Below are 16,488 nucleotides of genomic sequence, written 5' to 3' on the forward strand. Positions count from 1 at the left end.
CTGATTCCCACCACAATCCGCAGCGACTCACACCCGAAGACGATCACGCCCCGCGATCATCCAGCACCGGAATGCTCTAGGCGTGAATGCTTACCTACTACCGTCATCTCTACTGTCTGCGGTGGCAGAAATGTCGCAGGAACCGTCAAGAAAGAAGAGTCACGATGAGCAAGTTAACGCAGGTGGACAAGGGTCGAACGTCGTGGCGGCGCGCAATTGCGGGCGCGGCGGCAGGAGCGGTCGCGGTGGTGGCCGCCGGCACGGTGATCGCCACCCCCGCAACCGCCGCATCCCAGCTCACCACGGTTGCCGCGCCCCCCACCGCGCACAGCCACGCCCACATGGCCGGCACGGGCAGCACAAGCAGCACGGCCGGCACGGGCAGGAAGTACTACTTCGCCGCCGGGCTCCTCGGCAGGAACGAGGTGCGCGAACCGGGCAAGAAGGTCAATGACCCGAACGGCGTGGCCGTTGCCAAGTTCCGCATCAATGGCAACCGCTTCTACTACTTCGTCCAGTGGAAAAACACCGGCAAGCCCACCGCATTCCACATCCACAGGGGCAAGGCTGGCGTAAACGGCCCCGTCGTCATCGACCTGCTGTCCAAGGGCACCATTCGCGGCAACACCAGCTTCGGCTCCGTCAGCGTCAACAGCAGCCTGCTCAGAGACATCAAGAAGAACCCCAAGAAGTGGTACGCCAATATGCACACCGCCCAGTTCCCCGACGGCGCGGTCCGTGGCCAGCTCCACACGGGCAGCCACTGGTAGAGCGCGCTCTGCGGCGGGGCACTCCGCCCAGGGGGTGGAGTGCCCCGCATGGCGTCGGTGTCCGCACGCCTGCCTCACCGCTCACGAAGATCACGCTTCCGCCGCGCGGATCGGCCGCCACCTGCTCGCCAGGTTTCGGCGTAGCGGTCCAGCTCACGGATCAGGACCGCCTCGACCAGCTCGTCCTTGGACTTGAAGTGCAGGTAGACCAGCCTGCGGTGAAGGAGTACGGCCTCGGCCACGTCGCCCATCGTCAGCTTGTCGTAGCCGAGTCCTGGGCATCCGTGGTGGACAGCTCAAGGGCGGCATCGAGCAGGCTGCGGGTGTACTCGTGGCGCGGCGCACCGAGAACGTCCGTCGTCCGCCCTTCCTCCACCACCACACCGCGGCGCATGACGGCGATCCGGTCCGCGATCTGGTGCACCACCCCGAGGTCGTGGGAGATGAACAGCATCGCCAGATGGTGGCGCTCGCGCAGGTCGACCAGCAGCCGGAGGATCTGCGCCTGGACCGACACATCCAAGGCGGACACCGCTTCGTCGCACACCAGCAGCCGCGGTCTGACGGCGAGCGCGCGGGCGATGCTGACCCGCTGGCACTGTCCGCCGGAGAGTTCGTCGGCCCGGTGGCGGGCGACGCTCGCGTCGAGGCCGACGTCGTCGAGCAGGCGGTGCAGGGCGGCGGTACGGTCGCCGGGCGGGGCCGACTCCGGATGGGTGCGCCAGGCCTCGTTGATGATCGCGGTGACGGTCATGCGCGGGCTGAGCGACGACCGAGGGTCCTGGAAGACCATCTGCGCGGCACGTTGCTGCGCCGTGGTCCGGCGCCCGACCGGTCCCAGGGGCACGCCGTCGAGCAGGACGGCGCCGGAAACGGGGCGGACCAGGCCGACTATCGCGCGGGCCACCGTGGTCTTGCCCGACCCCGATTCTCCGACCAGTCCCACGATCTCATCGGGAGCCACCGCGAGGCTCACGCCGTCGACCGCGACGAAGTCCGCCGAGCGCGACCGGAACCAGGTGTTACGGCGGGCGAAGCTGACCCGCAGGTCGTTCACCTCCAGCAGTCTCATCGCTGCAGCAGCTCCTCAGCGAAGTGGCACGCGGCCCACCGGCCGGGCGCGACGGGTCTCGTCTCCGGCTCCTCGGTGCGGCACCGGTCACGCGCCAGCGGGCACCGAGGGTGGAACGCGCAGCCCGGCGGGCGGTTCGCCGGTGTGGCCGGCGTGCCGGGCAGGGGGTGTGCCAGCGCGGCACGGGTTCGCACCGCGGGCACGCTCTCGACCAGTGCCCGGGTGTACGGGTGGGCCGGGCGGGCCAGCACCGCCGTGGTGGGGCCGCGCTCGGCGACGCGGCCGGCGTACATGACGACGACCTGGTGGGCGACGTGCGCCACGACCCGCAGGTCGTGGCTGACGAGGAGCATCGCCAGTCCCTGGTCCTGCTGGATGGAGCGCAGCAGGCGCAGGATGCGCGCCTGCACCGTCACGTCCAGAGCGGTGGTGGGTTCGTCGGCGAGCAGCAGTGCCGGGCTGCCCGCCAGGGCGAGGGCGATCATGGCCCGTTGCCGCATCCCGCCGGAGAACTCGTGGGGGTAGCCGCGCATCCTCGCGGCCGGCTCGGGGATGCCCGCCCGTTCGAGCAGTTCGAGCACCCGCAGGCGTACCTCGGCGCGCGGGCGGCCGGCCCGGCGGAGGATCTCGCCCACCTGGCGGCCGATCGTCTGGGTCGGGTTGAGCGCGGCCAGCGGGTCCTGGAAGATCATCGCGATCTCGTGGCCGCGTAGCCGGCGCCGCCGGGCAGGGGTCGCCCGGAGCAGATCCTCGCCCTGCCAGCGCAGCTCGCCGCCGGTCGCCGCGCCGTTCGGGAGCAGGCCGATCACGGCGTTCGCGGTCATCGTCTTGCCGCTGCCCGACTCGCCGATGAGCCCGACCGTCGTCGCTGGCGGGATGTCGAACGTCACCCGGTCGACGACGCGGACGCTGCCTCCGGCGACGGGCAGGTCGACGACCAGCCCGTCCACCTCGAGCAGCGGGTCGCCCGTCGTCGCTTCGGCCGGCACCGGAGATGCCGCCCCCTCGCCCGTCGTCCCGTCGGCCGGCACCGGAGATGCCGTCCCTTCGGCCGGTGTCCGCGTTCGGCTCATGAACCGCTGACCTGCATGCCGGCGAAGTTGGGCAGCCCGTTCGGATCCGGTGTGACGCCGGTGACCCGGCGGTTCCAGGCATAGGCGTACTTGACCGCCATCGGGAACATGCCGACCGCGTCCCGCCAGATGATCTTGCTGGCTTCGCCGTACAGCTTCACCCGCTCGCCGGTGTCCGGGCTCCCCCCGGCGGCGGCCAGCAGCTTGTCGAGCTCGGGGTTGCAGTAGCCGTTGCGCTTGGCCGCGCAGGGGTACAGCCGGCCGAGCGTGTTGGCCGCGTCGAACGTGGGGTTCGAGAGCTGCTGGAAGTTGATGTCCCAGTTCAGGGCGAGCAGGTCCTTGGTGAACACCGCCTGCTCCTTCTCCAGCAGGTCCACCTGGACGCCGATCTTCTGCAGGTCGGAGACGATCGCCTGGTTGAACGGCCGGAACTCGGCGTTGGCGAACTGCAGCCGCAGCTTGGTGGCGAAGTCGAAGCCGGCGGCGGTCAGCGCGGCCTTGGCCGCTGCCGGGTCGTAGCGGACGGGTTCCTGGGGGACGTAGCCGAGGGTGACGGGCGAGACCGGGGCGCCGGCCAGGGTGCCCGACTGCGGGTACAGCCGCTTGATGATGGTCGCGAAGTCGACCGCCTGCCACAGTGCCCGTCGTACCTTGGCCTCCTTCAGCGCCGGCGCGGAAGAGTTGAACCACATGGTGAACACGGCGGTGCTCGGCACCGTCCCGACCGTGAGGGTGGACTCGCGCTGCAGCTCCGCGAGCTGGTCGTCGGGGATGCCCCAGATGAGGTCCACCTCGCCGGTCCGCAGCGCGGTCATCCGGGCCGCGAGCTCGGGCATCTTGCGGATGGTCACCCGGCCGAGCCGGGGCGCGCCGCCGTAGTGGTCGGGGTTCGGCACCAGGACGAGCGTCCCGGACGGGTCGAACTTCTCGACCTTGAACGGCCCCGATCCGACCGGGTGCTGGAAGAACGCCGGGTCCTCGCCGGTCAGGCTGCCGGGCAGCACGTAGAAGATGGCCAGCTTGTACGGCACCGCCGCGTCCGGTTTCGCGGCCTTCAGCACCACCTCAGCAGGCGACGTGGCGGTCATCGTGTATCCGGCGAAGTTGGCCGCGTTCGTGCTCTTGAGCTCGAGGAGCCGCTTGAACGAGGCGACGACGTCGTCGGCGGTGAGGGGCTTGCCGTCGCTGAACTTCACGCCCTGGCGCAGCGTGAACGTCCACTGGGTGGCGGAGGCGTCGGGCTTCCAGGCGGTGGCGAGGTCACCCTCCAGGCTGCCGTCCGGGCGCGGCCGCACCAGCTGGCTGAAGATCGCCTGGGACGCCAGCTGGGTGCCGGTGGCGCTGCCACCCGTGGGACTGCCCGGGTCGAGGCTGTCGATGGGGTAGGTGCCGGCGACGGTGATCTCACTGCCGCCGGCGGCGCCGCCGGTGCCGCCGCCGGTGGCGGCGCTGCATCCGCTCAGCGCGATGGCCGCGGCGGCGATAAGGGCCAGTGCCGCGCGACGCGGCCTGCCTGAGGCGAGAGGTCTGGTCATGGACGTCTTCCCGTCTTCCGGGGGCTTTCAGGGGGTGCTTGTGAAGGGAAGGAAGGTGTGCCGGTCGGACGCGGGCCGGTGCCTCACCTGAGGTGTCCGCGGCCGTATCGGGCGGTGAGCTGGTCGCCGAGGATCCCGATGTTGATGATCAGCAGTGACAGGGCGATGCCGGGCAGAGCCGAGATCCACCAGGCGGTTTCTAGGTACTGCTTTCCGTTCGCGATGGTCTGGCCCCAGGACACCGCCGAGTTGGGCAGGCCGATGCCGAGGAAGCTGAGCCCGGCTTCGGCCAGCACGACGAGAGCGAACTCCAGCGTCGCCAGGGCGACCACCGGACCGACCGTGAGCGGCAGGATGTGCCGCAGCAGGATGGACGCCGGCCGTACGCCGAGGACGCGGGCCGCGTCGATCCAGGGCCGCTCCCGCACCGACAGGGCGACGCCGCGGGTGACCCGCGCGAAGGAGATCCACGGCGTCGCGGAGAGCGCAGTCACGACCACCAGGACACTGCGCTCGAAGGCGCCCGCGATCACGATGGTCAGCAGGATCGCCGGGAAGGCGAGCAGGATGTCGATGCCCCGGGCGAGCACCGTGTCCGGCCAGCCGCGAAAGTAGCCGGCGACGATGCCGGCGGTCACGCCGATCAGGCAGGAGACGACCACCGTCGAGACCCCGATGATCACCGACGTGCGAGCGCCGTAGACGACCTGGGCGAGGACGTCACGGCCGAGGCCGTCGGTGCCGAACCAGGCGATCCCGCCCGACACGACGTGCGCTCCCGGGCTGAGCAGCCGGTCCTCAAGAGAGACGCGCACCGGGTTGTAGTCCATGACCAGCGGGCCCACCCCGCCGACCACGGCGTAGACGGCGAGCACGGCGTACGGGATCCGGCTGAGCCACCGCCCGCGGCGGGCGCCGATCGGGGTTTCACGCTGGACGTTGACGACGGCGGTCATGCCGCACCGTCCAGTTTGATGCGCGGATCGAGCTGGGAGTACAGCAGGTCGGCGACGAGGTTGAACAGCATCACGATGCCGGCGATCAGGAAGGTGGCCGCCTGCACCACGGCGTAGTCGCGGTTGGAGACGGCCTCCACCACGAGCGTGCCGAGCCCGGGCCAGGCGAAGACGTTCTCGACCACGACCGCGCCGCCCATCAGGCCGGCCATGTGCAGCCCGACGATGGTCACCACGGGGATGAGGGAGTTGCGCAGCGCGTGGCCGAGCAGCACCTGCTGCTCGGTGAGGCCTTTGGAGCGAGCTGTCTGGATGTACGGCTCGCGCATCGTCTCCGCGACGCTCGTCCTGGTCAGGCGGGCCACGATGGCGGTGAACGGCAGCGCCAGCGTGACCGCCGGCAGGATCAGGTGCGCTGGTGAGCCCGCCCCCGCGCTGGGCAGCAGGCGGAAGGCCAGCGCGAAGATGAGGATCAGCATGATGCCCACCCAGAAGGTGGGGAAGGACTGCAAGGCGATGGTGCCCGCGGTGACCATCCGATCGACGGCGCCGCCCGGACGCCCGCCGGCCAGCAGCCCGAGCACGAGGCCGAGGGCCACGGCGATGAGGCTGGAGGCGAGCATCAGGTCGACCGTCGCGGGCAGGCGTTCGAACACCTCCGACATCGCCGGCCGATCGAAGCGGTAGGAGTCACCGAAACGTAATCGCGCCACGTCGGCGAGGTAGCTGAGGTACTGGGTGAACACCGGCCGGTCGAGTCCGAGCTTCGTGGTGAGCTCGGCCACCTGCTCCCGGTTCGCGTCCGGGCCCAGCAGGATCGTCGTCGGATCGCCCGGCGCCACCCGGACGATGAGGAAGATGAGCGAGGCGGCTCCCCACATCACCAGTACGCCGATGAGCAGCCGTTTGGCGATGACGCGGATCATAAGAGGTCGTCCCGGATGTTCCAGCCGGCGGGGGCGGGCTTGGTCACTGCTCTCTCCTTGGTGGGGCCACCGTCGTGCCCGGCATGAGGGGGCATTCGACGTACTCTCTGCAGGCCTCCTGCTCGGGCGTCTCCAGCAGCCGCACCAGCAGGTGGGTGGCCTGCCGGCCCATCTGCTCACGTGGGACCACCAGGCCGGTCCAGGACGTGTCGGTGCGGGGCGCGCCGGTGGAGTCACCCAGCACGACGATGCTCAGGTCGTCCGGGACCGACATCCCGTGCCGCCGCGCGCACGTCAGGAGCTCCTCCGCCAGGAGGATCTGCTCCGCTACCACGGCGGTGATGCCGCCGTGCCGGATCTCCGCCAGCAGACCCGGCACGTCGTCGGGGGACTCCAGCGTCCATACCGGGCCGGTGAGCCACCTGGCCTCCCCGGCGGGCATCGCTCGCCGGAATCCCTTCTCCCGGTCCCGGCTGGGCTGCGCCCCGCCGTCGCCGATGCGGGCGTACGCCACGCGCCTGTGCTCCAGCTCGAACAGCCGTTCCGTGAGCTGCCGGGTCGCCCCGGCGTAGTCGGCCGCCACGTAGGAGATCGGCGTTCCGGACACCTCCCGGTGGCCTACGTAGACGAACGGGTAGCCGGTGTCGCGCAGCCGTTCGATCTCCTCGACGTTCGGGTCGCGGCCGAGCAGCAGCGCGCCGTCCGCGAGCGACAGCCGGGTCGCCCCGTCACGGAAGACCTGCCGCTCGCCACCGACGCTGGTGAACATCAGCAGGTCGTAGCCGAGGTCCGCGGCCGCCTGCTCCATGCCGAGCAGGAACGGGAAGTAGAAGTCCACGCTGGTGGTCGGGAAGACCGGTTCGAAGGTGTACACCCCGAGGATCTTGTTCTGGCCGCCGGCGAGGGACCGCGCCGACGCGTTGGCGACGTAGCCCCACTCACGGATCGCCGCCAGCACGCGCTCCCGGGTCGCCGGACTGATCCGGACGTCGTTCCGCTCGTTCAGCACGAGCGAGACGGTGGCCTGGCTGACCCCCGCGAGGCGCGCGATGTCGGCCTGGGTCGGTCTTCGCACCGGTCCGCGACTCATCCGAGCCTCCTGCTAATACGCCTGATCCGGTGAGCGCAAAGTCTTGCTCTCGATTCTGTGAGATGTCAATGGACCTGGGCAAGAACGGCCCTCGGCAAAACAGCGGAAATGGTAATACCCATAAGCATCTGGCGTCCGGGACTGATCGCCGGTACCGTCCGGAGCACTCGCCGAGGGAGGTTCCCATGGCCACCATTGCCGACCCGCCCGGCCATCCGGTCGCCGGGGTGATCATTCCGCTCGTCACCGCGCTCGACCGGCGTGGCCGGCCCGACCCACCGGCCGTCCGGCCGCTGCTGGCGCACCTCGCGGCCGGCGGCGTCACCACACTGATGCTGGCGGGCACCAACGGCGAGGGCCCGCTGCTGCCCGCCGACGCTGTCCGTACGTACGCGGTGGACGTGGCCGCCATGTGGCGCGAGCTGGTCAGGGCGTCCGCCCAGATCATGGTGACCGCCGCCGGCACCGGCACCCGGGAGACCCTCCAACGCATGGAGTGTCTCGACGGCCTCGACCTGGACGCCGTGGTCGTGCTCGCGCCGTCATACTTCCGGCATACCGCACGCGAACTGCACACGCACTTCCGCGACGCCGCCCGCCACGGCAGGCCCGTCGTGATCTACAACAGTCCCGGCTACACCGGAAACCCGATCCCCGCATCCCTGATCCGCCGCCTGCTCGAGGAGCCGGCCATCGTCGGCTTGAAGGACAGTTCGGGGAACGCCACCCTGTTCGCCGAGTTCTGCGCGCTGGCCCGGGAACGGCCCGCCTTCCAGGTGGCCCAGGGCACCGAACGGCAGCTCGCCGAAGGGCTGCGCCTGGGGGCCGCCGGGCTGGTGCCGGGCGTGGGCATGCTCGCGCCGGCGCTCTGCGTCGAGCTGTTCCAGGCCGGCCGCGACGGAGACCACGCCGCCGCGGCAGCCCGGCAGGGCGACGTCGACCGGCTGGCCGCGCTCTTCGCGATCCGGCCGGCGTCCAGCGGCATCGTCGTGATCAAGACCGCGCTGCACGAGCTGGGGCTCTGCCCGCCCCACGCCGCGGCGCCGTTCCAGCCTTTCACCGAATCCGAGCTCACCGCGCTGCGCACCGCGCTGGCCGAATTGCCCGACCTCGTGCGGCCAGGCGCTCTGCGGGCTGCGCGTCAACCCGAGTAAACCGCCCAGTCCTGTCCTCAGGAAGTTCATCCGAGGAGAGTCGTATGCCCATGCCCATCAGCCGACGGACGTTCGCCCTGGGGCTCGCCGCAGGTGCCGCCACGACCGCCTTACCCTCCCCCGCCGCGGCCTCCGCGGCCTCCGCGGCCGCGCCGTTCTTCGCGGAGGCCACCTTGTGGGACTCCGCCGTGGATCCGCTGGCCAGCTACCACGTGCACGCCCTGGCCGTACTGCCCGACGACACGATCCTGGCCTGCACCGAAGGCCGGCACCTGGTGTGCGACGCCGGGCCGCACGACCTGCTCGTCCGCCGCAGCACCGACAAGGGGCAGACCTGGAGCCCGTCCCAGGCGGTGGCGCTCTCCGTCGACGGCCAGTCCTGGTCCAACCCCACCTTCGTGGTGGACCGGGTGACGGGCGAGGTGTTCCTGTTCCACGGGCTCTGCGTGCAGTTGCCGGAGAACACCAGTTGCTCCGCCGACTCCAGCACGGTGTACGTCATCTCCAGCAAGGACGGCGGCGCCACCTGGAGCGAGCCGCGCAGCCTGGCCGGCCTCTTCGACCACTTCCCGTACAACTGGGCGATGCACGGCCCGGGACCCGGTCACGGTATCCAGCTCGACTCGGGCCGGCTGCTCCTCACCGTCTCCCACCGGACCATCATCAGCGGCGTCCCCGCCGCCGATCGCCACTACGGCGCCTCTACCGTCTACAGCGACGACCACGGCCGCACGTGGCAGGCCGGCGGCGAGGTGCCGATGGCCACGGGCTATCCCGTCGTCGGGGAGGCCAGGCTGGTGCAGCGCGAGGACGGCACGGTGCTGATGAACAGCCGGCCCGGTTCGGGCAACGACTGGCCGCGCGACATCGCGGTCAGCTCGGACGGCGGTCTGACCTGGTCGCCCCCCACCATGAACTTCAGCCCCGGACTCTTCAACGGCGTCGACACCGGCCTCCTGCGCCACACCGGCGGACCGCGCAGCGGGGACGTCAACCGCGTGCTGTTCAGCCGGCCCGACGCGCCGATGCGCTGGAACATGACGGTCGCGGTGAGCTACGACGAAGGCGACTCCTTCAGGTATGCCCGCTCCGTCAACGCGGGCCGGGGCTACTACTCGGACCTGGCGCGTCTGTCCGACGGCACGATCGTTCTCCTGTACGGCTGCGACGGCGACCTCGACGGCACCCCGCGGCGCGTGGCCGCCGCCCGGTTCAACCTGGAGTGGCTGACGCAGGGCCGGGACAGCCTGGCCATCGGCCCGAAGCTGACCGAGAGGACGTACGACCTGGGTCACACGGCTCGTGCACGCCTGTCAGGCGGAACGGTGACGGTGGTCCGCGAAGCCACCGCGCGCGGCGGTGCCCGCGCCGCCTTCGCCCCCGCCGTGACCGGGGACTTCATCGAGTACCCCTTCATCGTCACTCAGCGCGGTGAGCAGGAATTATGGCTGCGCTACTACCGATCCGGGGACGGCGGCCTCATCGCGGTGACCGTGGACGGCAAGACGCCGCGTACCTCCACGGTGGATCTGACGTCGTTCCGGGGTGATGGCTACGACGTCGTCCTGCTGGACCGGAAGCGGTTGCGGCCCGGCCGGCACACCATCCGCTTCACGCTGGCCGGCCCCGGCCGGGGTGGCGGCACGGCCATCTCACTCGACCAGCTGAGCCTCATCCAGGCGTCCGCCTCGCCGGACGTGCGCGAGGAGGTCACCGTCGACAACGGCGGGCTCGGCTTCGACGCCACCGGCACCTGGCCGAGCAGCAGAGGCGTCACCGGCTACTACGGATTCAACTACCTGACGCACGCTCGCGGCACCGGCGCCAACACCGCACGGTGGCGACCGGCGCTCCCGGGCGACGACCGTTACGAGGTGCTCGTCTCCTACTCGGCCGACCCCAACCGGGCGACCAACGCCCCCTACGTCGTTCACCACGCCGAAGGCACGACTCCGGTGCCCGTCAACCAGCGGGTGCGCGGGGTGCCCGACGTCCGCATGGGCGAGTGGACGTCTTTGGGCACCTTCTCCTTCCGCGCCGGTCTCGACGGTTATGTCGAGCTGAGCGACGCGGCCGACGGTGTGGTCATCGCCGACGCCGTCCGGTTCCGCCGGCAGGCGCGAGCGTGACGGCCGCCAGCGGCCCCGCCGCGCCCACCTCGACCGCCGCGGTGGCCCTGTGCCCGCTGCCGCTCTCGGGCAGCCGGGTGGTCGGCGGGTTCTGGGCGCGGCGGCTGGAGGCCAACCGCGCCGCGATCCCCCTCGGACATGAACGGCTGCTCGAAGCGGGCAACATCGACAACCTCCGGATCGCCGCAGGGGAGGCCACCGGCACGGCCCAGGGCGCCTCCTTCCGGGACTCCGATGTCTACAAATGGCTGGAGGCGGTCGCCTGGGAGTACGCGCGCAGCCCCGACGAAGGGCTGCTGGACCACCTGCTCCAGCTCAGCCGGACGATCGCGGCGGCGCAACGCGACGACGGATACCTCAACTCCGCCGTCCAGATCCGCGGCGAGGAACGGTACGCGCGACTGTGGACGAGCCACGAGCTCTACTGCGCCGGCCACTTGATCCAGGCGGCAGTGGCCGCGGCCCGCGCGACCGGCCAGGTCGAGCTGCTGGGGGTCGCCACCCGGTTCGCCGACCAGCTCACCGAGACGTTCGGCCCCGATCGGCGCGGTGAGCTGGACGGGCACCCCGTGGTGGAGATGGCGCTGGTCGAGCTGTACCGGCAGACGGGTGCGCACCGGTACCTGGACCTGGCTCGTCACTTCGTCGAAGCCCGCGGGTACGGTCGTGCCGCGAAACCAGGCTTCGACCCCTCGCACTACGGCGACCCCGCCCACTACTCCGACCGGCTTCCCGTACGCGAGGCCGGGACGGTGGAGGGGCACGCCGTGCGCGCCCTCTACTTCGCCGCGGGCGCCACCGACGTCGCCATCGAGACCGGCGACGCCGAACTGCTGGCCGCGGTACGCCGGCAGTACGACACCATGCGCCGCCAGAAGCAGCACATCACCGGCGCGGTCGGCTCACGCTGGGATGGCGAGGCGTTCGGCGAGGCGTACGAGTTGCCGCCGGATCGGGCGTACGCGGAGACCTGCGCCGCGATCGGGGCGATGCAGTGGGCGTGGCGGCTGCTGCTGGCCACCGGCGAATCGGCCTACGCCGACCAGATCGAACTGCTGGTGTACAACGCCCTGCTGCCCGCGGTGTCGCTAAGCGAGGCGGACTACTTCTACGTCAACACGCTGCACCGGCGGACCGGCGCACGGGGTGATGTGCAGCGGTCGCCGGCGTACGGCCGCCGTCCGTGGTTCAACTGCGCCTGCTGCCCGCCCAACGTGATGCGTACGCTGGCCGGCCTCCCCGCCTACCTGGCGACCGGCACGGAAGACGGGCTCCAGGTGCACCTGTACGCCCAAAGCACGCTGACCTCGGGCGGGCTCACCGTGGACGTCGAAACCGGCTACCCATGGGACGGCCTGGTCACGGTGACCGTACGAGAGGCGCCGGGGCGTGAGGTGGAACTGGCGCTGCGCGTACCGGACTGGGCCGAAGGATCCACCATGGACGACAAGCCGGTGGCGTCCGGCGGTTACGCCCGTACGCGCCGGGTGTTCCAGGCCGGCGATCGGGTGCTGCTGCGGATGCCCATGCCCGCCCGGGTCCTGGTGGCCGACGACCGCGTGGATGCCACGCGCGGGTGCGTCGCCGTCACCCGTGGGCCGCTGGTCTACGCGGTCGAACAGCCCGACCAGCCGTCCGGCGTCATCCTGGAGGACCTCCGCATCGATCCTGCCACGCCGCCGCGGCCCGAACACCGGCCGGACCTGCTCGATGGCGTGATCGTGCTCAGAGCGGACGGCGCGCTCGCGCGGGGACCGGCGGAGTCCCCGTACCGGCCCTACGGGCAGCCGGTGGCGCCGGCGCGATCCACGGACATCACGCTGATCCCCTACTACGCCTGGGCCAACCGCGGCCCGCACGCCATGCGCGTGTGGATTCCCCGAAGGAACGCATGACGAACTACGCCCATGTCCAGGCCTCGCTCGCCCGAGGGTGGAACACCTGGGACACGCGCAGCGTGCTCACCCACGTGCTCCTCCCCGACGCCCTGGGCCTGTCCCTCGGCCTGAAGGAGTACTACCGGGGCACCTCACTGCGCGCCGCCCAGATCGGCCGCCGCACCGAAGGCGCGGAGACCGTCACCCTGGGCCGGCACGCCTACGACGGCCGCTACACCGAGACGACCGTGACGTGGGCGGGCATCACGATCCGGGCGCAGGCGGCGCACGCGGGTGCCGACCTGGTCGTGCTGGTGACACCCACCGCCAACCAGCGCAAGAGCGCGCTGCTGACCGCCGGCGTCGGCTACCTGTGGAACCGGCCCGGCTCCGTCACCCGCGATGGGGGCCGGATCACCGCCGAAGGACCCGGCGGAACCGTCCAGATCTTCTGCACCGCCCCGCACGTCGACGACCCCTACACCGACATCGACGGGCCGTACCTGGCGATGGAGCTGACCGGCGCCGTCGGGATCAGCACCGGCCGCGCCCGCGACCTGCCGGAGATCGCGGAGATCGTGGCCCGCGCCGCCGCCGAGATCGGCACGGCCGGCACCGACCCCGTGGCGCAGCACCGCGAGATCGTCAGGGACGCCATCTCGTGGAACACGATCTACGAACCCGCGCGGTCCCGCGTGCTCACGACCGTCAGCCGGCTCTGGAACGTCGGCAAGCGCGGCGGCTACGCCCTGTTCTGCTGGGACGCGTTCTTCAACGCGCTGCTGGCGGCCGTGTCGAGCAGGGAACTCGCCTACGTCAACACCGTCGAGATGCTGCGCGCCCTGACACCGGAGGGCTTCGTCCCGAACGTCGAGCAGGGCACCGGCCGCAGGACCTACGACGGATCCCAGCCGCCGGTGGGTTCGATCGTGGTCCGCGAGCTCTACCGCAGGTTCGGCGACCGGTGGTTCCTGGAGGAGACCTTCGAGCCGCTGCTGTCCTGGAACCGCTGGTGGTGGCGGGTACGCAGGGACGGCGACCTGCTGTGCGCCGGCTCGACGTACTTCGACCCCGAGTTCCCCTCACCGCAGGACATCCCCCGCGTCCACCAGCACTTCGGCGCGACCTGCGAGACCGGCTGGGACGGTCACCCCGTCTTCGAGGACGTGCCCTTCGACCAGGCCAAGAGCCTGCTCGCCGCCCACGACGTGGGGATGAACAGCCTGTACGCGGCCGACTGCGAGGCACTCGCCGACCTCGCCGACGTCCTCGGCGACCGGGAGGCCGCGGCGGAACTGCGCGAGCGGCACGCGGCCGTCGTGGCGGCGATGGAATCCCTGTGGGACGAGCCGAGCGGCATCTACCGCAGCAGACGCACCGACACCGGGCTGCCGACCGAACGCCTGTCCACGATGAGCTTCTACCCCCTGATGGCCGGCGTCGGCGCGGGAGAACGGACCCGGCGCATGGTGGCCGAGCACCTGATGACCGACGACGGCTTCGGCGGCGCGTGGGTGCTGCCGACCTCACCGCGCGGCGAGCCGGTCGACCTCGGCGACGGCAGCTACTGGGCGGGACGCGCGTGGCCGCCGGTGAACTTCCTCGTCTACCTGGGCCTGCTGCGCGCCGGGGAACGGTCCGCGGCCGCGTGGCTCGCCGAAGGCAGCTCCAGGCTGGTGCTGAAGGAATGGAACGAGCACCGCCACGTACACGAGAACTACTCCAGCAGCCACGGCGGCGCGTGCGACAAACCGAACAGCGAGCCGTTCCAGACCTGGGGCGCGCTGCTCAGCCTCATCGTCCTCATGGAACGCGGCGAGGTCGGCTTCTTCGAGAAAGGCGGTGCGGCGTGAACACCGAACTGAAGAGCACGTACGAGCGCGACGGCTTTCTCGTCCTCCGGGACGCGTTCAGTCCCGGCGAGGTCGGCGAGCTGGTCGAAGAGGCCGTCCGCATCTGCCGCGGCGAACTCGGCGACGTCCAGGGGGCGCTCCCCGCCGAGCCCGCCGACACCGACGACGACGTCCTTCGCCGCTTCCTCTGCGTCCACTACCCGCACAAGCTCTCCGGAGTGATGCTCGCCGCCATGCGTCATCCGGCGATCGTCTCGCCGCTCACCACGATCATCGGCCCGAACGTGAAGTCCATGCAGTCGATGCTGTTCATCAAGTCCGAAGGGGAGCCGGGACAGGCCTGGCATCAGGACGAGATGTTCATCCCGACCCGCGACCGTTCGCTCACGGCGGTCTGGCTCGCGCTCGACGACGCCACCGTCGAGAACGGCTGCCTCTGGGTGCTGCCCGGCTCGCACCGGTCCGGAGTGGTGTACCCGAACCGTGAGCACGATGATCCGCGCTATGACTGCACGGTGGAGTCCTACGGCTTCCCGTTCGACGACTCCGACGCGGTGCCCGTGGAGGTCACGGCCGGCTCCGCGGTCGTGTTCAACGGCTACCTGCTGCACAAGTCGCTGCCCAACACCGCCAGGAGCGGCTATCGGCGGGCGCTGGTCAATCACTACATGAGCGCCGAGTCGCTGCTGCCGTGGGACACTCCCCCGGCGGGGACGCCCATGGCGCAGGCGGACCACCGCGACATCGTCCTGGTCGCCGGCGCCGACCCGTACGCGTACAAGGGCCTGCGGGAGGTACGCCGACCGCGGATCCGCCCGAACAGGGACGGCGGCTGTGACAGATGACCCACGGAAAAAGAAAAACGCCGAATATATATCGAGCGGCGATGAGAACACGGACCCAAGAATGGCGATAAGCACGGCCGGCCTGGATCAGGATATCCCGATCCAGGCCGGTCGCAGTGGTTCAGCCAGGCGGGATCAGCCCGTTCTTGGAAACCGGTACGGCCAACTGCAAGGCACCGGTCAGTCTCGCGTCCTCGGCCGGCAGCACCCTCGCCAGCACCGGGTTGAGGTGGGTGAGGGTCAGCCCCACCGTCGTGATGGTCGGGGCGACGATGTCGAACTTCTCCAGATCGACCCATTGCACGATGGGCAGCACGTCCGCCGGGATGTCGTCACCGGACTTCTGCACCGGTACGCAGAGTTGGCGGGCATTGGCGACCCGGACGTCCGCGGGCGGGATCTGGTTGGTCAGCACCGGGTTGAGCTGGGTGAGGGAAAGGCCGACGTTCATGGCCGGGTTCGGCGTGTGCGCGTAGCACAACAGGTCGATGTGCGAGATGAGCCGCAGGACGTCCGGGGCGGGGATCACGCCGTTCTTGGCCACCGGGACGCACAGGTGCTGAGGCGCGTTCAGGGTGACGCCGATGCCCGGCACGTTCTGCAGGACCGGGTTGAGATGGCGCAGCGCCAGGGGCAGGTTGATCGAGGGGCCGGTGACCCGGTAGCACGACAGGTCGACGAACCTGATGAAATCGAGGGCGGGCGACGGCGGGATCACGTTGTTCTTGGCCACCGGGACGCACAGTTGCTCGCGCTGTCCGAGCGTGACCTGCACGGTCGGCTGATTGGCGAGTACGGGGTTGAGGTGCCGTAACAGCAGCGTGGTGGCCGGCGGCTGGTACACGGTGGTCCTGAAGCATTCCAGGTCGAGGTTCGTCACGAATTCCTTCGGCGTCGGCAGTGCCTGGGCCCGGGCCGGCGGCGCGACGAGAAAGGCTACCGTGAACATTGCGAGGCAGGCCGATAAGAGACGTCGTACGAGGTTTTTCACGCGGCGATGTGGCGCGACCGTGCCGTCCATAAAGGACTCCTTTTCCTGTTGGCGGTGCCTCGACTGTGCGCCCAGAAGTGCGGCCGAACAAGGCGTGTGACCCCTTTTTGCCACAACGATATCCATGGAAAGGCGGGCTTGTTTTCGGCCCGAACATCCGGCCATTTCCGCGTTAGAAAGAAAAGGGCCCGCGCGGCGTGCGGCGGGCCCTTGTCTT

Annotated in this window: 14 protein-coding genes; 6 read left to right on the plus strand and 8 right to left on the minus strand. The window is 70.3% G+C overall.

The features are described from left to right. Positions 1-164 precede the first annotated feature (164 nt). A complete protein-coding gene (locus AB0F17_RS48350) occupies positions 165-770 on the plus strand; it encodes a CHRD domain-containing protein (protein ID WP_358038002.1) in 606 nt (201 codons plus the stop codon). 74 nt (positions 771-844) lie between these two features. Here the strand turns inward: AB0F17_RS48350 and AB0F17_RS48355 are convergent, their stop codons facing one another. The 7 genes from AB0F17_RS48355 to AB0F17_RS48385 form a co-directional block, all read right to left on the minus strand. Further along, positions 845-1,021 (minus strand): TetR family transcriptional regulator, encoded by a 177-nt coding sequence (locus AB0F17_RS48355; RefSeq protein ID WP_358038005.1) that lies wholly within the window; start codon positions 1,019-1,021, stop codon positions 845-847. A gap of 2 nt (positions 1,022-1,023) precedes the next feature. Next, the gene (locus AB0F17_RS48360) at positions 1,024-1,842 is read right to left on the minus strand and encodes an ABC transporter ATP-binding protein (protein WP_358038008.1); all 819 of its coding nucleotides are present in this window, start codon (positions 1,840-1,842) and stop codon (positions 1,024-1,026) included. Beyond that, complete coding sequence (locus tag AB0F17_RS48365) at positions 1,839-2,915, minus strand: ABC transporter ATP-binding protein (protein WP_358038011.1); 1,077 nt, start codon at positions 2,913-2,915, stop codon at positions 1,839-1,841. The genes AB0F17_RS48360 and AB0F17_RS48365 overlap by 4 nt, the downstream gene beginning before the upstream one ends. Beyond that, a complete protein-coding gene (locus tag AB0F17_RS48370) occupies positions 2,912-4,450 on the minus strand; it encodes an ABC transporter substrate-binding protein (RefSeq protein ID WP_358038014.1) in 1,539 nt (512 codons plus the stop codon). The genes AB0F17_RS48365 and AB0F17_RS48370 overlap by 4 nt, the downstream gene beginning before the upstream one ends. Before the next feature lie 83 nt (positions 4,451-4,533). Further along, a complete protein-coding gene (locus AB0F17_RS48375; protein ID WP_358038017.1) occupies positions 4,534-5,406 on the minus strand; it encodes an ABC transporter permease in 873 nt (290 codons plus the stop codon). Continuing rightward, entirely contained in the window at positions 5,403-6,332 is a 930-nt protein-coding gene (locus AB0F17_RS48380; protein WP_358038020.1) for an ABC transporter permease, read from the minus strand. Before AB0F17_RS48380 ends, AB0F17_RS48375 begins: the two co-directional genes overlap by 4 nt. Positions 6,333-6,375: 43 nt before the next feature. Beyond that, positions 6,376-7,422, minus strand: a complete 1,047-nt coding sequence (locus tag AB0F17_RS48385; protein ID WP_358038023.1) for a LacI family DNA-binding transcriptional regulator — start codon at positions 7,420-7,422, stop codon at positions 6,376-6,378. A 185-nt stretch (positions 7,423-7,607) separates the two neighbouring features. Between AB0F17_RS48385 and AB0F17_RS48390 the strand changes: the two genes are divergently transcribed. The 5 genes from AB0F17_RS48390 to AB0F17_RS48410 are packed head-to-tail and all read left to right on the plus strand — an operon-like array spanning position 7,608 to position 15,280. Next, entirely contained in the window at positions 7,608-8,576 is a 969-nt protein-coding gene (locus AB0F17_RS48390) for a dihydrodipicolinate synthase family protein (protein WP_358038026.1), read from the plus strand. Between the two features lie 44 nt (positions 8,577-8,620). Beyond that, positions 8,621-10,705, plus strand: coding sequence for an exo-alpha-sialidase (locus AB0F17_RS48395; protein ID WP_358038029.1), 2,085 nt, complete (start codon positions 8,621-8,623; stop codon positions 10,703-10,705). Further along, positions 10,702-12,600, plus strand: a complete 1,899-nt coding sequence (locus tag AB0F17_RS48400; RefSeq protein WP_358038031.1) for a beta-L-arabinofuranosidase domain-containing protein — start codon at positions 10,702-10,704, stop codon at positions 12,598-12,600. The genes AB0F17_RS48395 and AB0F17_RS48400 overlap by 4 nt, the downstream gene beginning before the upstream one ends. After that, complete coding sequence (locus AB0F17_RS48405) at positions 12,597-14,435, plus strand: trehalase family glycosidase (RefSeq protein WP_358038034.1); 1,839 nt, start codon at positions 12,597-12,599, stop codon at positions 14,433-14,435. The genes AB0F17_RS48400 and AB0F17_RS48405 overlap by 4 nt, the downstream gene beginning before the upstream one ends. Then, positions 14,432-15,280: a phytanoyl-CoA dioxygenase family protein gene (locus tag AB0F17_RS48410; RefSeq protein WP_358038037.1), complete on the plus strand. Its 849-nt coding sequence runs from the start codon at positions 14,432-14,434 to the stop codon at positions 15,278-15,280. The genes AB0F17_RS48405 and AB0F17_RS48410 overlap by 4 nt, the downstream gene beginning before the upstream one ends. 121 nt (positions 15,281-15,401) lie before the next feature. On the opposite strand, the gene AB0F17_RS48415 is transcribed toward AB0F17_RS48410, so the two are convergent. Next, positions 15,402-16,229: a hypothetical protein gene (locus AB0F17_RS48415; protein ID WP_358038039.1), complete on the minus strand. Its 828-nt coding sequence runs from the start codon at positions 16,227-16,229 to the stop codon at positions 15,402-15,404. Between the last annotated feature and the right edge of the window lie 259 nt (positions 16,230-16,488).

This window comes from Nonomuraea sp. NPDC026600 (genome assembly GCF_040638335.1).
Taxonomy (GTDB): Bacteria; Actinomycetota; Actinomycetes; order Streptosporangiales; family Streptosporangiaceae; genus Nonomuraea.